17 protein-coding genes are annotated in these 16,152 nt (G+C 60.8%); 6 read left to right on the forward strand and 11 right to left on the reverse strand.

The window, feature by feature from the left end:
- The first annotated feature begins 34 nt into the window (after window positions 1-34).
- Together SynNOUM97013_RS13885 and SynNOUM97013_RS13165 are read left to right on the forward strand one after the other, a co-directional pair.
- On the forward strand, window positions 35-439 hold the full coding sequence (locus SynNOUM97013_RS13885; protein WP_370586430.1) for a hypothetical protein: 405 nt from the start codon (window positions 35-37) through the stop codon (window positions 437-439).
- Window positions 400-1,599, forward strand: coding sequence for an APC family permease (locus SynNOUM97013_RS13165; RefSeq protein WP_370586431.1), 1,200 nt, complete (start codon window positions 400-402; stop codon window positions 1,597-1,599). The genes SynNOUM97013_RS13885 and SynNOUM97013_RS13165 overlap by 40 nt, the downstream gene beginning before the upstream one ends.
- Here the strand turns inward: SynNOUM97013_RS13165 and SynNOUM97013_RS13170 are convergent.
- From SynNOUM97013_RS13170 to SynNOUM97013_RS13180, 3 genes are all read right to left on the reverse strand, one after another.
- On the reverse strand, window positions 1,565-3,184 hold the full coding sequence (locus SynNOUM97013_RS13170; RefSeq protein WP_186480182.1) for an alpha/beta hydrolase: 1,620 nt from the start codon (window positions 3,182-3,184) through the stop codon (window positions 1,565-1,567). The two genes, SynNOUM97013_RS13165 and SynNOUM97013_RS13170, sit on opposite strands and share 35 nt — an antisense overlap.
- A gap of 72 nt (window positions 3,185-3,256) precedes the next feature.
- Complete coding sequence (locus SynNOUM97013_RS13175) at window positions 3,257-4,063, reverse strand: HAD-IIB family hydrolase (protein ID WP_186480183.1); 807 nt, start codon at window positions 4,061-4,063, stop codon at window positions 3,257-3,259.
- A gap of 5 nt (window positions 4,064-4,068) precedes the next feature.
- Window positions 4,069-5,796, reverse strand: a complete 1,728-nt coding sequence (locus SynNOUM97013_RS13180) for an alpha-amylase family glycosyl hydrolase (protein ID WP_186480184.1) — start codon at window positions 5,794-5,796, stop codon at window positions 4,069-4,071.
- A 69-nt stretch (window positions 5,797-5,865) separates the two neighbouring features.
- Between SynNOUM97013_RS13180 and SynNOUM97013_RS13185 the strand changes: the two genes are divergently transcribed.
- Window positions 5,866-7,164 (forward strand): glycosyl transferase, encoded by a 1,299-nt coding sequence (locus SynNOUM97013_RS13185; RefSeq protein ID WP_186480185.1) that lies wholly within the window; start codon window positions 5,866-5,868, stop codon window positions 7,162-7,164.
- Between the two features lie 163 nt (window positions 7,165-7,327).
- Window positions 7,328-7,567, forward strand: a complete 240-nt coding sequence (locus SynNOUM97013_RS13190; protein ID WP_186480186.1) for a DUF1830 domain-containing protein — start codon at window positions 7,328-7,330, stop codon at window positions 7,565-7,567.
- Between the two features lie 95 nt (window positions 7,568-7,662).
- On the opposite strand, the gene urtE is transcribed toward SynNOUM97013_RS13190, so the two are convergent.
- From urtE to ureE, 8 genes are all read right to left on the reverse strand, one after another.
- The gene (urtE, locus tag SynNOUM97013_RS13195) at window positions 7,663-8,373 is read right to left on the reverse strand and encodes an urea ABC transporter ATP-binding subunit UrtE (RefSeq protein WP_186480187.1); all 711 of its coding nucleotides are present in this window, start codon (window positions 8,371-8,373) and stop codon (window positions 7,663-7,665) included.
- Window positions 8,370-9,125, reverse strand: coding sequence for an urea ABC transporter ATP-binding protein UrtD (gene urtD, locus SynNOUM97013_RS13200; protein WP_186480188.1), 756 nt, complete (start codon window positions 9,123-9,125; stop codon window positions 8,370-8,372). The genes urtE and urtD overlap by 4 nt, the downstream gene beginning before the upstream one ends.
- The gene (gene urtC, locus SynNOUM97013_RS13205) at window positions 9,122-10,384 is read right to left on the reverse strand and encodes an urea ABC transporter permease subunit UrtC (RefSeq protein ID WP_255442820.1); all 1,263 of its coding nucleotides are present in this window, start codon (window positions 10,382-10,384) and stop codon (window positions 9,122-9,124) included. Before urtC ends, urtD begins: the two co-directional genes overlap by 4 nt.
- 4 nt (window positions 10,385-10,388) lie before the next feature.
- Window positions 10,389-11,543 carry a branched-chain amino acid ABC transporter permease gene (locus tag SynNOUM97013_RS13210; protein WP_186480189.1) on the reverse strand — a complete coding sequence of 385 codons (1,155 nt, stop codon included), beginning with the start codon at window positions 11,541-11,543 and terminating at the stop codon, window positions 10,389-10,391.
- Window positions 11,544-11,635: 92 nt separating this feature from the next.
- Window positions 11,636-12,946, reverse strand: coding sequence for an urea ABC transporter substrate-binding protein (gene urtA, locus SynNOUM97013_RS13215; protein ID WP_186480190.1), 1,311 nt, complete (start codon window positions 12,944-12,946; stop codon window positions 11,636-11,638).
- Between the two features lie 119 nt (window positions 12,947-13,065).
- Window positions 13,066-13,671 carry an urease accessory protein UreG gene (gene ureG, locus SynNOUM97013_RS13220; RefSeq protein WP_186480191.1) on the reverse strand — a complete coding sequence of 202 codons (606 nt, stop codon included), beginning with the start codon at window positions 13,669-13,671 and terminating at the stop codon, window positions 13,066-13,068.
- The gene (locus SynNOUM97013_RS13225; RefSeq protein ID WP_186480192.1) at window positions 13,671-14,339 is read right to left on the reverse strand and encodes an urease accessory protein UreF; all 669 of its coding nucleotides are present in this window, start codon (window positions 14,337-14,339) and stop codon (window positions 13,671-13,673) included. Before SynNOUM97013_RS13225 ends, ureG begins: the two co-directional genes overlap by 1 nt.
- The gene (ureE, locus tag SynNOUM97013_RS13230) at window positions 14,336-14,788 is read right to left on the reverse strand and encodes an urease accessory protein UreE (RefSeq protein WP_186480193.1); all 453 of its coding nucleotides are present in this window, start codon (window positions 14,786-14,788) and stop codon (window positions 14,336-14,338) included. The genes SynNOUM97013_RS13225 and ureE overlap by 4 nt, the downstream gene beginning before the upstream one ends.
- Window positions 14,789-14,888: 100 nt before the next feature.
- Between ureE and SynNOUM97013_RS13235 the strand changes: the two genes are divergently transcribed.
- Entirely contained in the window at window positions 14,889-15,827 is a 939-nt protein-coding gene (locus SynNOUM97013_RS13235; RefSeq protein ID WP_186480194.1) for an urease accessory protein UreD, read from the forward strand.
- Window positions 15,828-15,845: 18 nt separating this feature from the next.
- Window positions 15,846-16,148, forward strand: a complete 303-nt coding sequence (locus SynNOUM97013_RS13240) for an urease subunit gamma (protein ID WP_038552166.1) — start codon at window positions 15,846-15,848, stop codon at window positions 16,146-16,148.
- Window positions 16,149-16,152 lie beyond the last annotated feature (4 nt).

Below are 16,152 nucleotides of genomic sequence, written 5' to 3' on the forward strand. Positions count from 1 at the left end.
ATGCCGAGCGGCACGGCATCGGAGCGACGGGTCTGTGGCAACAACACTGCGACGCGAGCTGGGCATCACTTCCTTGATCCTCACGGTGGTCACCGGCACCATCGGCTCCGGATGGCTTTTGGCGCCGTATTTCTGCGCGCGCATCGCAGGTCCTTCGAGTCTGCTGGCCTGGCTGCTCGGCGGAGCCATGGCCTTCCTGCTGGCCATGGTCTTCGCCGAGCTGGGGAGCCTGGTGAACAGCTCTGGTGCGCTGGCCCAGATCCCCCTGCTCAGCCATGGCCGGTTCTCAGGCTTCGTGGGCGGGTGGAGCGCCTGGATCTCCTACGTCGCCCTACCAACGATCGTGTGCTGGCCCTGCTGCAGTACCTCTCCAGCGTCCTCCCCTGGCTCACCCGTGACGTGGGCAAGACCCAGATGCTCAGTGGTGCCGGTCAGCTGACGGCTGTGGCCCTGCTGGTGCTGTTCACCTGGATCAACCTCGCGGGCGTCAGCCGCCTGGCGCAGTGGATCGATGGACTGACGTTGTGGAAACTCCTGGTGCCACTACTGGTCTCCATCACCCTGATGCTGATCGCAGGCCACTGGAGCAATCTCAGCCTGGCGATGCCGGCCAGCGGCACGGTGGTGGAGGCGATCGGCAGCGGGGGCATTTTGTTCAGCCTGCTGGGCTTCCGTTCCGCCATGGACATGGCCGGAGAAGTGCGCAATCCGCAGCGCAACGTGCCGCTGGCGATGGCCGTTGGTCTCGGCATCTGCCTGCTGATTTATCTGGTGCTGCAGCTGAGTTTTCTGGTGAGCGTGCCTCCGGAGTCACTCCACAAGGGTTGGAGTCAGCTCAGCCTCACAGCCCATGGCGGACCGCTGGTGGCGCTGGCCGTTGGCCTGGGGCTGAGCTGGGTCGCCCTGGTGCTGTTGATCGATGCCGTGGTGTCACCGAGTGCTACAGGGATGGCTTATCTCGGCATCTCGGCACGCGTGAGCTGGATGATGGGCGAATGCCGTCTGCTTCCCGGCGCGCTCGGACGCCTGAACAGCCGCGGCGTTCCCCACTGGGCGTTGCTGAGCAGCCTGATCATCAGCATGCTCCTGCTGTGGCTCACACCCAGCTGGCAGGGGCTGGTGAGCTTTCTCACATCCACCCAGATCATTGCCCTGGCCATGGGACCGGTGAGCTTGCTGGCGCTGCGGCGTCAGTTGCCGGACGCTGAGCGGAGATTTCAGGTGCCCTGCCCTCGGATGTTCTGCAGCCTTGCCTTCGTGATGGCCACGTGGGCCACCAGCTGTACAGGCCGTACAGCCCTGGAAGGTGCCGTGCTGGTGATCAGCATTCCCAGCCTGATGTATGTGCTGGTGCGCAGTGTCCAGGGCCAAGCCATGGACCTCAAAGCCGGGCTGTGGTGGGGTCTTTATTTGGGTCTGTTGACCCTCGACATGGAACTGTTTTCCCAAGGGCAACGCTGGGCCTTACCCACCGGCTGGCACCTCGTTCTTCTGGCGGGTCTGGCGCTAGCGGTGATGCCGATGGCCGTCAACAGCGCGTTGCCGCGTGCCTCAGCCCATGCCCTCACCAACCTGACGCAGCCGCCTGATCCAGATTGAGACCGGGTGCAACCCGTTCCAGCTGCTGACGGCTGAGGCGAGGCATCACTAGCAGCTTCAAAGGATCACGGCCCGCACCCACGAAGGGATCCGTCGGGGTGGGGAGCCACGACGGCAACACCGGCTGCGAGCGCAGGTGGTAGTCAAAGAAGCCACGCGCCATCCCCTTGAGCTGCGTCCTGGCGAACGACAGATCGGGGCCGAGAACCGCGGGAGGCAGGTCTGACGTGCCCTCCAGAAACGACAGATGCGTGCCGTTGTTCTGCAGCACCAGAAGCGACCCCTGCTGCTGGATCCAACTGAAGGGGATCAACTGCTGAGAGAGGGAGGGAGCAAAAATGTCGTGAGTCCCCGACACCACCAGGATCGGAACGGCCAGTGCCTGCATCGAGGAGGCACTGAAGATCGGATTGGTTACAGGATTGATGGCAACGGCGACCTTCACGCGCGGATCGCGAAAGCTCTGGCGTTGAATCACTTGGTCGTACCCGGAACACTGCCAGACCATGGCGGGATTGAGCACCACGACCTTCGGATCCGACAGCTGACGGCACTGACGTTCGAGGGCCGCCCAGTCGAGCTCTGCCCCTGCCAACGCCATGACGGTGTAACCCCCGAGAGACTGACCCAGCAGACCTACCTGTTGGGTATCCACGCGAGCACCCCAACGTTGCTCCACCTGATCGATCAGCGCACTCACATCCAGGGGCTGAGCAAACCAAGCCTTCACCGGTGGAATCAAGCCAGTGCCCTGAATCACTGCCTGAACGGCATCGGCGCTGGTGAATGGAAAGTTCAGCGACGCCACGGCGTAACCATGGCTGGCCAGATGTCGCCCCGCATAGAGCAGCGCATTCATGTCGGTGTTGAGACCAGGGGCGATGGCCACCAACGGAGCAGGGCTGTCTGCGGTCGACGTCTCCGGCAGGTAGGTGATGGCGCTAATGCGCTCGCCTTCAGGACCCTTGTATTGAAAAGGGATCTGACGGAACGGGATGGATCCCTCAGTCGTCAAAGGCGTGAGCTCGTCTCCTGCAAAAGGGATCGCCGTGCCGCTGGTCAGGGTGTCGAACATTGCCCCCTGCTGAGCCAGCCCCAACGTGAGGGATTGCGCGAGGGACAACACCGCTGCGACGTTCACGGGAAGCCGCTGGGTGGGATAAGCCTCCAAGACATTCACCAACCGCAGTCCTCCGGGCTTTGCCGCACCAAGCACCAGAGCCGAGGCCAGCCCTGGCTCAGCGACCGTCACCGGTTGGTCCAGCACCTTCACCAGCTGCTGGAGTGACCGACGGCCCAGCGGCGTGCTCAGCAGATTGGACACCGACACCACATCCACCGGTAACGGCTGACTGAGCGCCGTGCGCAGAGCCTCTCGCTCCGCAGGTTTCAAACGCCGCAGGATCGGTTTCAGTCCTGACGCGACGGCACCGGTCTCGCTGAATTGCCGCAGCTCCGGCACAGAAACATCTCTGGCGAACTCGCCAAAGCGAAACACAATGCGCTCAGCCGCCACACTCGCTGATCCGGAACTGACAAGTAGTCCGGTGATCAGAGAACCGAGCCAAGAACGCAGACTGCTCATCTTGATACCACCACTGGCTGCATGATCACCCGCATCCGAGTGCAAGCCAAAGCGGAACAGCATCCACCCGCCCTACAGACCAGGGATGAGACGCAGCACGGCCTGCGACCAGCCGACCCCGTGCGGTGATGGTGCCAACTGATAAAGACCCGCCTCAAGGCCTGATTTCAAAGCCGGGTGCGGTCCATTGGCACCGGGAACCACCACCGCACAATCGCTGGCGTCCAGCAAGGGCAGATCGTTCGGCGAATCACCAAGACCCAGCACCTTCACATCCGGACACCCCAGATGCTGCTTCAGCCGCTGCAACGCCTTGCCCTTGCTGACGCCCAGACCCAAGAGGTGCCCGAGGCGATTGCCTTGCACCACCGTCAGTTGCCGTTGGGCCGCGAGAGCCTTCAGCTTGTCGCGTGACGCAGGGTCCGTCGGCGACACAAAAGGAACGCTGCATTGACGCCGCTGCGCCTGGAGCAATGCGTCTCCCTGGAGCCCCAGCAAGCGGTCAGCATCGTCGGCATTGAGATCATCCAGGGCCTGCAAGGGTTGCCCCAAGTCCTGGGCGAGCTGATTCAACTGTGGTCGCAGCTCTTGCCAGCTGGGGCCCAGAGCCAGATGCCAGGGTTCGCCATCCGGTGTTTCCCCGTGAATCGCCCCACCGTTTTCAACAATGAACGGGTCACGCAATCCGATCTGCTTGCGAAAACGCGCCACCTCTTCGGCGGTCTTACTGGTGCAAGGAATCACAGGGACACCACAACGCTGCAGTCGCTGAATGGCTGCTTTGGCGGGGGACCAGTCGTAGTGATGGTCCATCAAGGTGCCGTCCAAATCCGTGACGACCCACCACAGGGATTGCGGAGTCGGGGATTGGGTAGTCATTGTCATCACTGAACCAACCACAGCACTGCGTAAGGCTCCAGGGCATGCAGCCTGCGCGGGTCAAGCACCTGACCGCTGAAACAATCGGTCCAGGCCGTCTCTGGATCACCGCCGAGCCGTGCTGGGTCCAAGGTCAGACGGGATGACGTCATGTTGTGCACGGCCACAAGACTCTGACCGCCATGGGTGCGGCGCAACACCACGCGATCCATCCTCTCGGGACTGAGCAGCTCCATGTCGGCATCGGGATGGAGCGCTGGCAACTCCGCCCGTCGTGCGAGTGCTTGCTTCATCACCGTCAGCACGGCCGTCGCATCACTCTCTGGATCCTCAAGACGACGTTCCAGCGTTGATGCCTTGAACTGAGGCCGATTCAGATCGCGGCGATGGCCACTGATGCGGAATCGGGCCAGATCATTGGGTGTGGCAAGGATGGCAGGGAGATAGAACGCCGGCACTCCGGGCAGCACCAACATCAGCAGATGGGTCAGCAGAAACCGTTCCCGCTGAAGGTGAGCGGGATCGATTCCCCCATCAGCCATCGCACTCCACCAACTGATGTTGATCTCATAGGGAACCTCCTCTCCCGAGGCCAGGCGGCGATGACTGACCAGACCGCCACGCTGTTCACAGTCGATCAACAGATTCAACAGACGCTGCTGCGGCATCAATCCCTCCAAGGGTCTCAATCCCACGCCGTCGTGGCAGGCGGTGAAATTGAGCAATGAGGTGGATTTCGGCAGGTCCGGCCAACGGGCCAACCAGCTGTTGAGCAGATCTGCAGAGCCACTGATCGCTGCTTCCAGCAGCAGGGGTGGCAAGGGAAAGTTGTAGGCCAGATGCGCCTCTCGCCCACTGCGCAGATAAGACAGGTTCTCCTGTTCAGGAACGTTGGTCTCGGTCACAACGACACCACCGTCGCCACAAGCATGGGACATCAAATGGCGCAGCACTTCCACCAGCTGATGCGCCTCAGGACGGTGAATGCAGTCGGTGTGCGGCTCTTTCCAGACGAAACCCACGGCATCGAGTCGAATCCAGCGCACGCCATGGGACAGCTTCTGTTTCAGCAGGCGCACGAATCCGAGCAGCACCTCTGGATGCCGCCAGTTCACATCCACCTGATCGGGACCAAACGTGGTCCACACCTGACGCTGGCCGGAAGGGCCCTGCAAGCGGGTGAACAATGCGGAACTGCGGGGGCGCACGACTGAATCCCAGCAGGGATCCGGCTCTGCCTCCAGAACACAGAACCGACCGGGTGCCTCGTCGCGCAGAAACTGACGCACCCACGGGTGAGACGCCGACACATGATTGAGCACCAGATCGGCCATCAAACGTCGGCCTTCAGCCAAGGCCGCAAGATCACTCCACTCGCCATGACGGGACGCCAGACGTTCATGACTGGCAACGGCGAACCCGCCGTCGCTGGTGGATTCCAGAAACGGCAGAACGTGGATCACCGGCGCAAACAGGCGCAAATGGCGGTTCACAAACGTGCTCAACCCTTGCAACCCAGGCTTTTGCTCGCCGAGGACGGCATCGGCGTAGGTGATCAGCACGACGTCATCGCCAGACCACGGCTCAACGTCGACAGATCTGTCGGCATGAACAGCAGCGTGACCGAGAATTTGCAGCAATTGCGACGACAACTCTTCGAGATCACCGGAAGAATTACCCGGGTAGAGATTTCCCAGCAGAGCTCGCAGCGTTTCATCACGCGGAGACTGCATCACGCTTCCACTGAACACGTGTCAGATATGGAGCAGGACTCTCTCCTCTGTTGTCGCATTGGACACCGCATGGATTTTCAGCAGAGTCTGATCACCACGGTTCATGACTACAGCCTTGGCAATCTCGATGCCATTGCCTTCAACAAAGAGCTCAAGCAGCGACCAACGGCTCTGCTGATTCCGTGCCTGATGGAGGAATTCAGTCGTCCGGCCCTGACGCTGATCCGCGACACCCTGGCGTCGCTCACCGAGCTGACATCCCTGGTGATCGCACTCTCGGCCGACAGTGCTGAGGATGTCGCGGAGGCGGAGCGCTTCTTCGCCGACATGCCCTTCCCAGTGCGCGTGCACTGGACCAACGGCCCCGCCGTGGGCGAGGTGCTGTCGTCCATGGCAAGTCTTGGGCTTGACCTAACCGGCCCTCCCGGCAAGGGCTGGGCTGTATGGCAAGGCCTGGGCGTCGCCTGCCAGGACGCTGAGGTCATCGGCCTGTTCGACGCCGACATCCGCACCTTCGGATCGGGCTATCCCGAACGGATGCTGCGGCCGTTGCTGGACCCCTCCCACGGCATGGCCTACGTGAAGGCCTTTTACAGCCGCCTCTCCCTGGAAACCCAGGCACTTCAAGGACGTGCCACACGCTTGTTTGTGGGACCGCTGCTGGCCAGTCTCGAGCAGATCTTCGGCCCACTCCCCTACCTGCGCTACCTGCAGACCTTCCGTTATCCCCTCGCCGGGGAGTTCGCGTTCACCCGCGATCTGGCCATGAACCTGCGCATTCCCTCCGACTGGGGCCTGGAAATGGGACTGCTGTCTGAGGTGTACCGCCACGTGGCACCCAGCCGCATCACCCAAGTGGATCTGGGCCTGTTTGACCACAAACACAAAGGGCTCGGCCAGAAGCCCAATGAGGGCCTGCAACGCATGGCCAGCGAGATCTTCTGCACGGTGCTTCGCAGCCTCATGGAGCATGAGGGTTGCGTGGTCTCCATGGATCAGCTCCCGACCCTCGAAGTGCTCTACCGACGCGTCGGAGAAGATCGCGTGCGCCAGTTCGGTCTGGACTCCGCCATCAATCGACTCCCCTATGACCGCCATGGAGAGGAACTCGCTGTTCACCGATTCGCCGATCTGCTGCGACCTGGTCTCGCCTCCTTGATGGAATCCCCCATCGCCCATCAGCTACCGAGCTGGTCGCGCCTGAACAGCTGCAATCCTTCCTTCGCAGACGACCTGGCGCAGGCCGGACAAGCTGATCGTTCCACTTACAGCACCACTACGGTGCGTCGACCGCGCAGACCCAACTGCGAGACCATCAGTCCTCGTCCGGCGCGCCCCAGCCGACCCTCCGCGCCCACAGCCGCCTGAATCGCCATCATCCAAGTCGTCGATGCATGCAGCAATCGCTACACAAATCGAGCATTTGGTATCAACAGGGAAAATCAATTCCAATTCAATGCTGATTCGGTGACCAATCAGACATTGACCTTGCTGCGGGCTCGCAACATTGGGAACATTATTTTTGACTCCAATGCTTGAGTGCGTATATCGCAACGACACCAACCGGATGGTGATCGTGAAGCTGATCGGCGATCAACACTTCTATCGAGAAAAGGTGGTCATGCCAATGGAGGTGTTCTGGTTCGAAGCGCCGGAACAAGCGCGTCTTGAGATCTGGCAGATGTCGGCCCAGGGGCAGATGCTGCATGTGCGTGCTGATATCACCGACTACGTTCATGTGGAAGAGACGGCAGCAGCGAAGAGTGCCTGAACTGCACCGGCTAGGGCTGGCCTGACAGAAGACCTGCACAGACCGAGCAGACCCGGTGGGTCCAACTCGGCCTTGAACACAGCATGGTCCTCAGCTCAGACACTGAGAAACGCATCCACCACCGACTGACTGAGCTCACTGGTGGGGCCACTCGCAACGATTCCGCCCCGCTGCATGGCGTAATAACGATCGGCTTGTCGAACGAAATGAAGGTGTTGTTCCACCAACAGAACACCGATCCCCGTCTCAGCAATGATCCGCCGCACCGCCGCCTCGATGTCCTGGACAATGTTGGGCTGAATGCCCTCCGTGGGTTCATCCAGTAACAGCAGCTTTGGCTTGCCGAGCAGAGCGCGAGCGATGGCCAGTTGCTGCTGTTGACCGCCACTCAAGTCACCGCCCTTACGTGGGAGGAACTCCTGCAAGACAGGAAATAGCTCATACACGATGGGATCAATCCGGCGATTGCGACCCAGGCCACCGGGCAGCGCCTCCATCCCCAGCAGCAGGTTTTCCTCGACCGTGAGTTGAGGAATAATTTCACGGCCCTGAGGGACATAGCCCAAGCCGGCCCGGGCCCGTTGATGGGGAGCCGCACGATCCAGTCCCCTGCCATCGAAACTGATCTGTCCGCTGCGCGGAGACAACAGGCCGATCAAGGACTTCAACAGGGTGGTCTTGCCCACACCATTGCGTCCGATCAGGCAGACCATCTCGCCAGCCTTCACCGTGAGATCCACATCCCGAAGGATGTGACTCTCTCCATAAAAGGTGTTGAGGCCTCGGATCTCTAGAAGCGTCGTCATGCGTTGTCCTCCTCAGTGCTGCCGAGATACACATCAATCACGCGTTGATCGGCCTGAACCTGATCCATGGTTCCCTCACAGAGCACATGGCCCTGATGCAGGACCGTGACCGGACTCTCAAGGCGCCGGATGAATTCCATGTCGTGTTCGATCACCAGCACGGTGTGATCGCCGGCCAGAGACTTGAGCAGATCCGCGGTGAGGTCCGTCTCCTCATCCGTCAGGCCTGCAACCGGCTCATCCACCAGCAACAAGTCAGGGTCCTGACCGACAAGCATCGCAATCTCCAACCACTGCTTCTGTCCATGGGACAGGGAGCCGGCCTTCCAGTCGGCACGGGATTGCAGATTGACGATGCCCATCAAGTGATGAACACGGTCCCGCTGCTCAGCACTGAGGCCTCCGAACAACAAAGGCCAGGGTTGCTTGGGTCGACTCACCGCCAGGGCAAGGTTCTCCTGGACCGTGAGCTTTTCAAACACCCGCGGGCTCTGAAACTTGCGACCGATCCCCAAGCGTGCGATGCGGTGCTCGCTCGTGCCAAGCAGCGAGAGACCCTTGAACACCACGTCCCCTTGCGTTGGGGGCGTTTTGCCCGTGATCACATCCAAGAAGGTGGTCTTACCGGCTCCATTGGGTCCGATCACAGCCCGCAGCTCACCGGGCTGCAAGGAAAGATTGAGATCGCGAAGGGCCAAAAAGCCATCAAAGCTGACGGTGATCTGACGCAGTTCCAACAAGGCATGGCTCATGGCTGCACCTCCTCCTGACCTTCAAATTCGAGTTGCGGGTACGTCCCACTACGACGCACGATCCCAAGGCTGTTAAGGGACTGACCACGCCGCACCAGCGCGATGCCAAGACGATTCGTCACCGTGGAAGCAAAGCTTGTATCGATCAGCGCATTGCCCCAGGCAATCAATTGATTGCCCAATTGATTGAGCAAGGAACCCACACGGTTGAACGCATTGCCAGGCCCATCACCACGGAACCACCCGATCACACCTTCCGGCAGAACCGTCACCACCAGGATGAACAATCCACCCTGAACGAACAGCCAGCCCTGCGGATACACCTCACTCACCAGACTCTGGGCGTAGTTGATCACCACAGCACCGAGAATCGCGCCCACCAAGGTGCCGCGTCCGCCGACCGCCACCCAGATCACCATGTCAATCGACATCGGCACCTCCATGAACTGCGGGGAGGCGCTACCGGATTGAACGGTGTAGAGAGCTCCACCTATGCCCGCCAGGGCACCGGCCACACCAAACACGATCGTCTTGAAGAACGTGGGGTTGAAACCAGCAAAGCGCAGACGCGGTTCGTCATCACGGATGGCGATCAACACATCACCAAAGCGACCGCGCACCACCCAGCGGAGGAAGGCCCACACCCCAATCACCAACACGGCGGTGACCCAGAAGAACCACCGCTGCATCAATTCAGACCCGACGTACTGACCGAACAATTTGGTTGCCGGTGTCTGCAACCCGTTGGTGCCGTTGATCAGTTTCTGCTGGCCATTGAAGAAGTTGTAAAAGACGAGCAGAGCTGCCTGAGTCAGGATCGAGAAATAGACCCCCTTGATCCGGTTGCGGAACACCAGACCACCCAAAACGGCTGCGAGAAGTCCGGGGACCAGCCAGATGGCCACCAAGGTGAACCATGGCGAAGCGAAGGGGTGCCAGAAGAACGGCAACTCACTGACGCCGTAAAGACTGAAAAATTCGGGAATTCCATTGAGAAGATCGCCAGCGCTGCTGAGCTGCAGATACATGGCAGCCGCATAACCACCCAACGCGAAGAAAATTCCCTGACCAAGACTGAGCAGGCCCGTAAAGCCCCAGATCAGATCGATGCCGAGAGCCACGATCGCTAAAGCCAGAAAACGACCCAGCAGATTCAGCCTGAACTCCGACAGCACAGCAGGGGCCGCCACGATTGCGGCAATGATCACCACCCAAAGCAGAAGCTGACGCCAACGGCTCTGTTGAAGGAACTGGAACATCGGATCAGGCCTCCACCATGCGTCCCTTTTGCGGGAACATTCCCGCAGGACGGAACTGCAAGAACACCACGATCAGAGCGAAGATCATCACTTGGGCCATGCTGGTGGTGGCAAAGAAGGTCACCGCACCGGCCAGCGGGGTAGGCATGTCAGGCCAGAGCGTGAGCAGGCGGCCAGCCCCGATCAGATCGGTGAGCCAACCGATGGCGAAGGAGGCGAGCACCGTGCCGAACAGATTGCCGACACCGCCAAGCACCACAACCATGAAACAGCCCACGATGTAGGAGTTGCCGACATTGGGGCCCACGGACCCCAGCAGGGAAACAGCCACACCGGCCACACCGGCCAAGCCTGAGCCGATGCCGAAAGTCAAAACATCAACCGTGTCGGTCGCAATCCCCAAACAGTCACTCATGGATCGGTTCTGAGTCACGGCGCGAATGCGCATGCCCCAGGCACTGCGGTTGAGGAACCACGTGACGCCAACCACCGCCACCAGCGTGACCACAATGATCACCAAACGCGGCACCGGGACGGTCATACCAAGCAGGTCGATGCCGCCACGCATCCACTGCGGGGCAGTGACATCCACATTGCGGGAATCAGGCTTGGCCAGTCGGCTGATCCACGAGCCCAGGCCATTCGCCAACAGAACGCCGAACAGGGCTGCGACGCCCCAGCTCCCGGCACGAACCAGCCGTGAGCGCGGACCATTCAACCAACGATCCGGGAGAAATAACGGCAGACCGAAGCCCAGCACCAGCGCAAGAATCAAGCCCGACGCATTGGCCATCGGGACACTGCGCACGAACTGCTGAAGGATCAAACTCACACCCCAGGTCGCCAGCAATGTCTCCAAAGGATTGCCGTAAAGACGACGAATCACCGTGCGTTCCAACAACACACCAACGACGCCACTGACAACAAACGCGATCGGAATCGCCACCAGCACGTAGAGGTTGTAGACGGATGCCAACGCTGGCTGCTTGAAAATCATCTGCACCACGAAGGTGGTGTAGGCCCCCAGCATGATCAGCTCACCGTGGGCGAGGTTGATCACACCCATCAAGCCAAAAACAATCGCCAATCCAAGGGCGGCCATCAGCAGCACTGAGCCGATGGCCACTCCGTTGAACAGACTTTCAAAAAGCAATTGCACGACTGTCTGAAACGAAGCGTTCAGGAAAACAACAAAAGAGGAGCCCGAAAACGAGCTCCTCTGCGAAAAAAGATCAGGCTTTGATCAGAAGATCAGAGCTTGTACTTGCCGCCCTTGGAGGCATCGGTCCAGTCGCAGGCGAAGCCGGTGGAATCCGGGTGGATCTGGTTCCAGGCCTGGGGAGCGATGGGGCCATCGGTCTCCTCGAGAATGGCGAACTGACCATCCTTGGTGATCTGACCGATGCGCACGGTCTGAGACAGGTGGTGATTCGGCATCACAGTGACCTTGCCCTGAGGCGCATCAAATTCGATACCGACGAGAGCTTCACGCACCTTGTCGTTGTCGAAGCTGTTGGCCTTCTCAACAGCGGCTTTCCAGAGATAAACCATGTTGTAGGCAGACTCCTGAGGGTCAGCCACCTGACGGTCTTCGCCGTACTTGGCCTTGAAGTCAGCAGCGAACTTCTTGGAAGCAGGCGTGTCGATCGACATCATGTAGTTCCAAGCGCCGTAGTGGCCCTCGAGGAACTCAGGTCCAATCGTGCTGATCTCTTCTTCCGCGATGGAGTAGCTCATCACGTAGTAGCCATTGGCAGGCGTGAGGCCGGCGTCCTGAATCTGCTTGAAGAAAGCGACGTTCTGGTCACCGTTCAGGGTGTTGATGATCACACCGCCATCGGGCAGAGCCTTTTTGATCTTGGCGATGATCGGAGCCACCTCGGTGTTACCCAGGGGCAGGTAGTCCTCGCCGACAACCTTGCCGCCCAGCTGCTCCACCTGAGATTTGGTGATGGTGTTGGACGTGCGGGGGAAGACGTAGTCCGAACCCACGAGGAAGAAGGGCTTGCCAGCAGCAGGCGACTTCTCATACATGAACTTGGTGGCAGGCTCCGACTGCTGGTTCGGAGTCGCACCGGTGTAGAAGATGTTGTTGGAGCACTCCTGACCCTCGTACTGAATCGGGTAGTAGAGGAAAGCGTCCTTGGACTCGTAAACCGGCAGCATTTCCTTGCGGCTGGCGGAGGTCCAACCACCGAAGACCACGGGCACGTTGTCCTGGTCAATCAGCTTTTTGGACTTCTCAGCGAAGGTGGGCCAGGAGGAAGCACCGTCTTCAACGATGGTTTCGATGGTGTATTTCTTGCCATCCACTTCAACGCCACCGGCGGCGTTGATCTCTTCGATCGCCAACTCTTCGGTATCGACGAGCGTCTTCTCCGAGATCGCCATCGTGCCGGTCAGGGAGTGCAGGATGCCGACGGTGACGGTGCAGTTTTCGCCATTGTCATCGCACTTGGCATTGGTGCTGGCCTTCTCACCACCGCCACAGGCGGTCACAGCCAGACCCAGCGACGTTGCGGCGAGGCCGGCAAACAAACGCTTTGAGAGAGAGGAGCTCATGAAATGTGCAACACGGTGATGAACGGTCGTCTCACGACGAACGAACCATGACCATGCACTTCAGACGCACCACGAGAATGTATCAACTGGAACACTTCTGCCCTCCGGGTAGGCCGCGATCAGGAATTGGGTAACTGTCGATACACAAACTCAACGATGCGCTCCAGTCCCTCTCCGCTGTGGAGGTTGGCGAAGCACCAGGGACGCTCCCCGCGCATGGCCAGCGTGTCGCGCTCCATCACCGCCAGATCGGCGCCGACCAACGGGGCCAGATCAATCTTGTTGATCACCAGCAGATCCGATCGGGTGATACCAGGCCCGCCCTTGCGCGGAATCTTGTCGCCGGCCGCCACATCAATCACGTAGATGCAGAGATCCACCAGTTCCGGACTGAAGCTGGCCGCGAGATTGTCACCGCCGCTTTCCACCAGCACCAGATCCAGCCCAGGGAACTGATCCTCCAACTCGGCAACGGCTGCACGGTTGATCGAGCAGTCCTCACGAATCGCCGTGTGAGGGCAGCCACCCGTCTCCACCCCACGAATCCGCTCCGGCTCCAGAGCTCCAACACGGGTGAGGAACTGAGCGTCCTCATGCGTATAGATGTCGTTGGTGACCACAGCCAGCTGCAGGTGATCACGGAGGCGACGACAGAGGGCTTCAACCAGAGCCGTCTTCCCCGAACCCACCGGACCGGCCACCCCAAGACGCAGCTTGCTGCTCATCAGCTTCGAAACAGGCGTGAATACAACTCAGCATGGGCGAGCTGGGCCATCCCCGCACCCACGCCACCAGTCCAGAGCGTTTGGAGGTCACAGCGCAGCAACTGGTCGGCTTCACCCCGGATCAACGGCTGCAAGCGGTGCTGCAGCACCTGAGCCCGCGTCGGCCCCAGCGGCAGCAGCCGAACAGCGGCACTGAGCTGATTGGCAACCCAGCCGTAGAGATAACCCTCCACCATCTCTTCCTGGGACACCTCCAACGCCAATGCCGCAGCAGCCCAGGCAGCCGGCCAGCTCAACGGCACCGCTTCAGGGAGGGGCCGGTCCATGTCAGCCAAAAGCTGCAACAAGGACTGGCCCATCTGACGCTGTTGCGCACGCAGCTCAGAGGCTTCACGGGTGGCAAGCAACCAGCCGTCCAGGTCGATCAAACGCTCCTTCGCCGCAGCCTCACCTGCCGACCAGGCCGCAAGCTCGCGTGCCAGAGACGGAAGCGCTGCAGCCTCCAACCGCAACGCACCGCGCTGCAGTTCAGCCTCCAGCCAACCCTGCAACTGAAAATCATCCGCAATCGCCCCCGACTGAATCAACACCTCCAGCCCCTCGGAGTAACTGAAAGCACCCACCGGAAGGGCAGGACTCACCAGCTGGAGCAAGGACAGCGACGTCATCCGTGGGAATGCTCCGCATAGGCACCACTCTCAGGAGCAAACGGCTGGCAGCAGCGGCTCACCCGCAGCCCCCGACTCTCGAGCATGCCGGCCAGCACAGAGTCGTCTGGCAACAGCAGCTGTCGCTCATGCAGCTCGAGAGCCACGTGGCGATTGCCCAGGTGATAAGCCGCCTGCAGCAATTCCAGGGCAGAACCCGCTTCCACCCGCAATAACGCTTCCGGTGCGGCGGCAATCTCAACGCGCACGGAGCCAGCCTGATCGGTCAGGCAATCCCCGGGCTTCAAAGCACCATGCCTCGGCAGCTGCAGCAACACCTCGCGACCGCAAGCCGTCTGACGTCGTCCCCGCAGCACGGTGCGCTCATCGGCCGTCAGTGGCAGCCGCAAACCAGCCATCGCCCCGTCTCGCTCACAACGCTGCACCAACACGATCACCGTGTCATTCACAAGCACCCTCCAGCCTGCGGAAAGCCTGCCCAGCGATGTCCTCGCGTTTTGGTGCGCATTGCTACAAAACAATCGGTCATTGACATCCGAGCCTTCTCCAATGAGAGGTCTTGAGCCCTGGCACGGAAGTTGCCACCTGCAATTTCAGCTGGATCAGCTCGGCCGCACCCGACACCAGGGGGGCTGCAGTGCGCCTTTCAAACTGATGCGTGCCGAAATCGGCGGCGATGGCCGCTGCGACATCCCCCTGCTGCACACGGCCGGAGGGCTTGTTGGGGGTGACCGCCTCAGCATCGATCTGCATCTTTCAGAACACAGCCGCGGCCTGGTGACCAGCGTGGCTGCGCAGAAGGTGTATGGCTCGATCGGCCTCAGCCGCATCCAGCCCCAAGGCTCCTGGGCAGAACAAACCGTGAAGGCAGAGCTCAGTGACCACGCGGATCTGGAGTGGCTCCCCCAGGAACTGGTGCTCTACGCCAACGCGCTCTACGCACAAAGCCTGCGCGTGAGCTTGCCTGACAACGCCTCGTTCCTCAGCGCCGAAATTGTGCGACTGGGCCGCACCGCTGCCGGCGAACAACTTGACCAGGGGCGTTGGCGCTCCAGCCTGGAGATTCAGCGTTGTAGCCCTGCAGGACGTCGCTGGGAGCTCGTGGACCGAATCGAACTGGGAGGCGACAGCCTGAGTGACAGTCACGGCATGGGCGGAGCCCCGGTGTACGGATCGCTGGCGTGGGCCGCCCCGCTCAGCCTGGAACCGGAGCAGATCCAAAACCTGCTGGACGGAGCAAGGGCTGATCGTGAAGGACTGGAGGGCACGATGCGCTGCAGCGCGCTGGCACAAGGACTGGTGGCTCGCTACAAGGGTCACTCCAGCCGCGATGCCCGCTTCTGGTTCAGCAGGATCTGGGCCCGCACCCGCCGTTTGCGGACCCTGAGTCAACCCGAGATTCCACGGGTTTGGCCCTTGCAGGAACTGCCCTTGCGGCGATCAGAGTCCACACTGAACACTGCGCCGACGCCGGCGGAGACACACTGAAGAAGACCGAGCTTCGCCATGCATCTCAGTCCCCAGGAAAAGGACAAGCTCCTGATCGTGACCGCAGCCCTGCTGGCCGAGCGGCGTTTGAACCGCGGCCTCAAGCTCAACCACCCCGAAGCGGTGGCCTGGCTCAGCTTTCTCGTGCTGGAAGGCGCCCGTGATGGCAAGAGCGTGGCGGAGCTCATGCAGGACGGCACCACCTGGCTGCGTCAGGACCAGGTGATGGAGGGCGTGCCCGAGCTCGTCCATGAGGTGCAGATCGAGGCCGTGTTCCCCGATGGCACCAAGCTCGTCACCCTGCACGATCCGATTCGCTGAGGCA

Origin of the sequence: Synechococcus sp. NOUM97013, from assembly GCF_014279815.1 — a bacterium.
Classification (GTDB): Bacteria; Cyanobacteriota; Cyanobacteriia; order PCC-6307; family Cyanobiaceae; genus Synechococcus_C.

Excerpts from the sequence above, each read along its gene's own strand:
- SynNOUM97013_RS13170 (WP_186480182.1), bottom strand. The coding sequence starts at position 3,184 with ATGAGCAGTCTGCGTTCTTGGCTCGGTTCTCTGATCACCGGACTACTT.
- SynNOUM97013_RS13175 (WP_186480183.1), bottom strand. The coding sequence starts at position 4,063 with ATGACTACCCAATCCCCGACTCCGCAATCCCTGTGGTGGGTCGTCACG.
- SynNOUM97013_RS13180 (WP_186480184.1), bottom strand. The coding sequence starts at position 5,796 with ATGCAGTCTCCGCGTGATGAAACGCTGCGAGCTCTGCTGGGAAATCTC.
- SynNOUM97013_RS13185 (WP_186480185.1), top strand. The coding sequence starts at position 5,866 with ATGGATTTTCAGCAGAGTCTGATCACCACGGTTCATGACTACAGCCTT.
- SynNOUM97013_RS13190 (WP_186480186.1), top strand. The coding sequence starts at position 7,328 with ATGCTTGAGTGCGTATATCGCAACGACACCAACCGGATGGTGATCGTG.
- urtE (WP_186480187.1), bottom strand. The coding sequence starts at position 8,373 with ATGACGACGCTTCTAGAGATCCGAGGCCTCAACACCTTTTATGGAGAG.
- urtD (WP_186480188.1), bottom strand. The coding sequence starts at position 9,125 with ATGAGCCATGCCTTGTTGGAACTGCGTCAGATCACCGTCAGCTTTGAT.
- urtC (WP_255442820.1), bottom strand. The coding sequence starts at position 10,384 with ATGTTCCAGTTCCTTCAACAGAGCCGTTGGCGTCAGCTTCTGCTTTGG.
- urtA (WP_186480190.1), bottom strand. The coding sequence starts at position 12,946 with ATGAGCTCCTCTCTCTCAAAGCGTTTGTTTGCCGGCCTCGCCGCAACG.
- ureG (WP_186480191.1), bottom strand. The coding sequence starts at position 13,671 with ATGAGCAGCAAGCTGCGTCTTGGGGTGGCCGGTCCGGTGGGTTCGGGG.
- SynNOUM97013_RS13225 (WP_186480192.1), bottom strand. The coding sequence starts at position 14,339 with ATGACGTCGCTGTCCTTGCTCCAGCTGGTGAGTCCTGCCCTTCCGGTG.
- SynNOUM97013_RS13235 (WP_186480194.1), top strand. The coding sequence starts at position 14,889 with ATGAGAGGTCTTGAGCCCTGGCACGGAAGTTGCCACCTGCAATTTCAG.
- SynNOUM97013_RS13240 (WP_038552166.1), top strand. The coding sequence starts at position 15,846 with ATGCATCTCAGTCCCCAGGAAAAGGACAAGCTCCTGATCGTGACCGCA.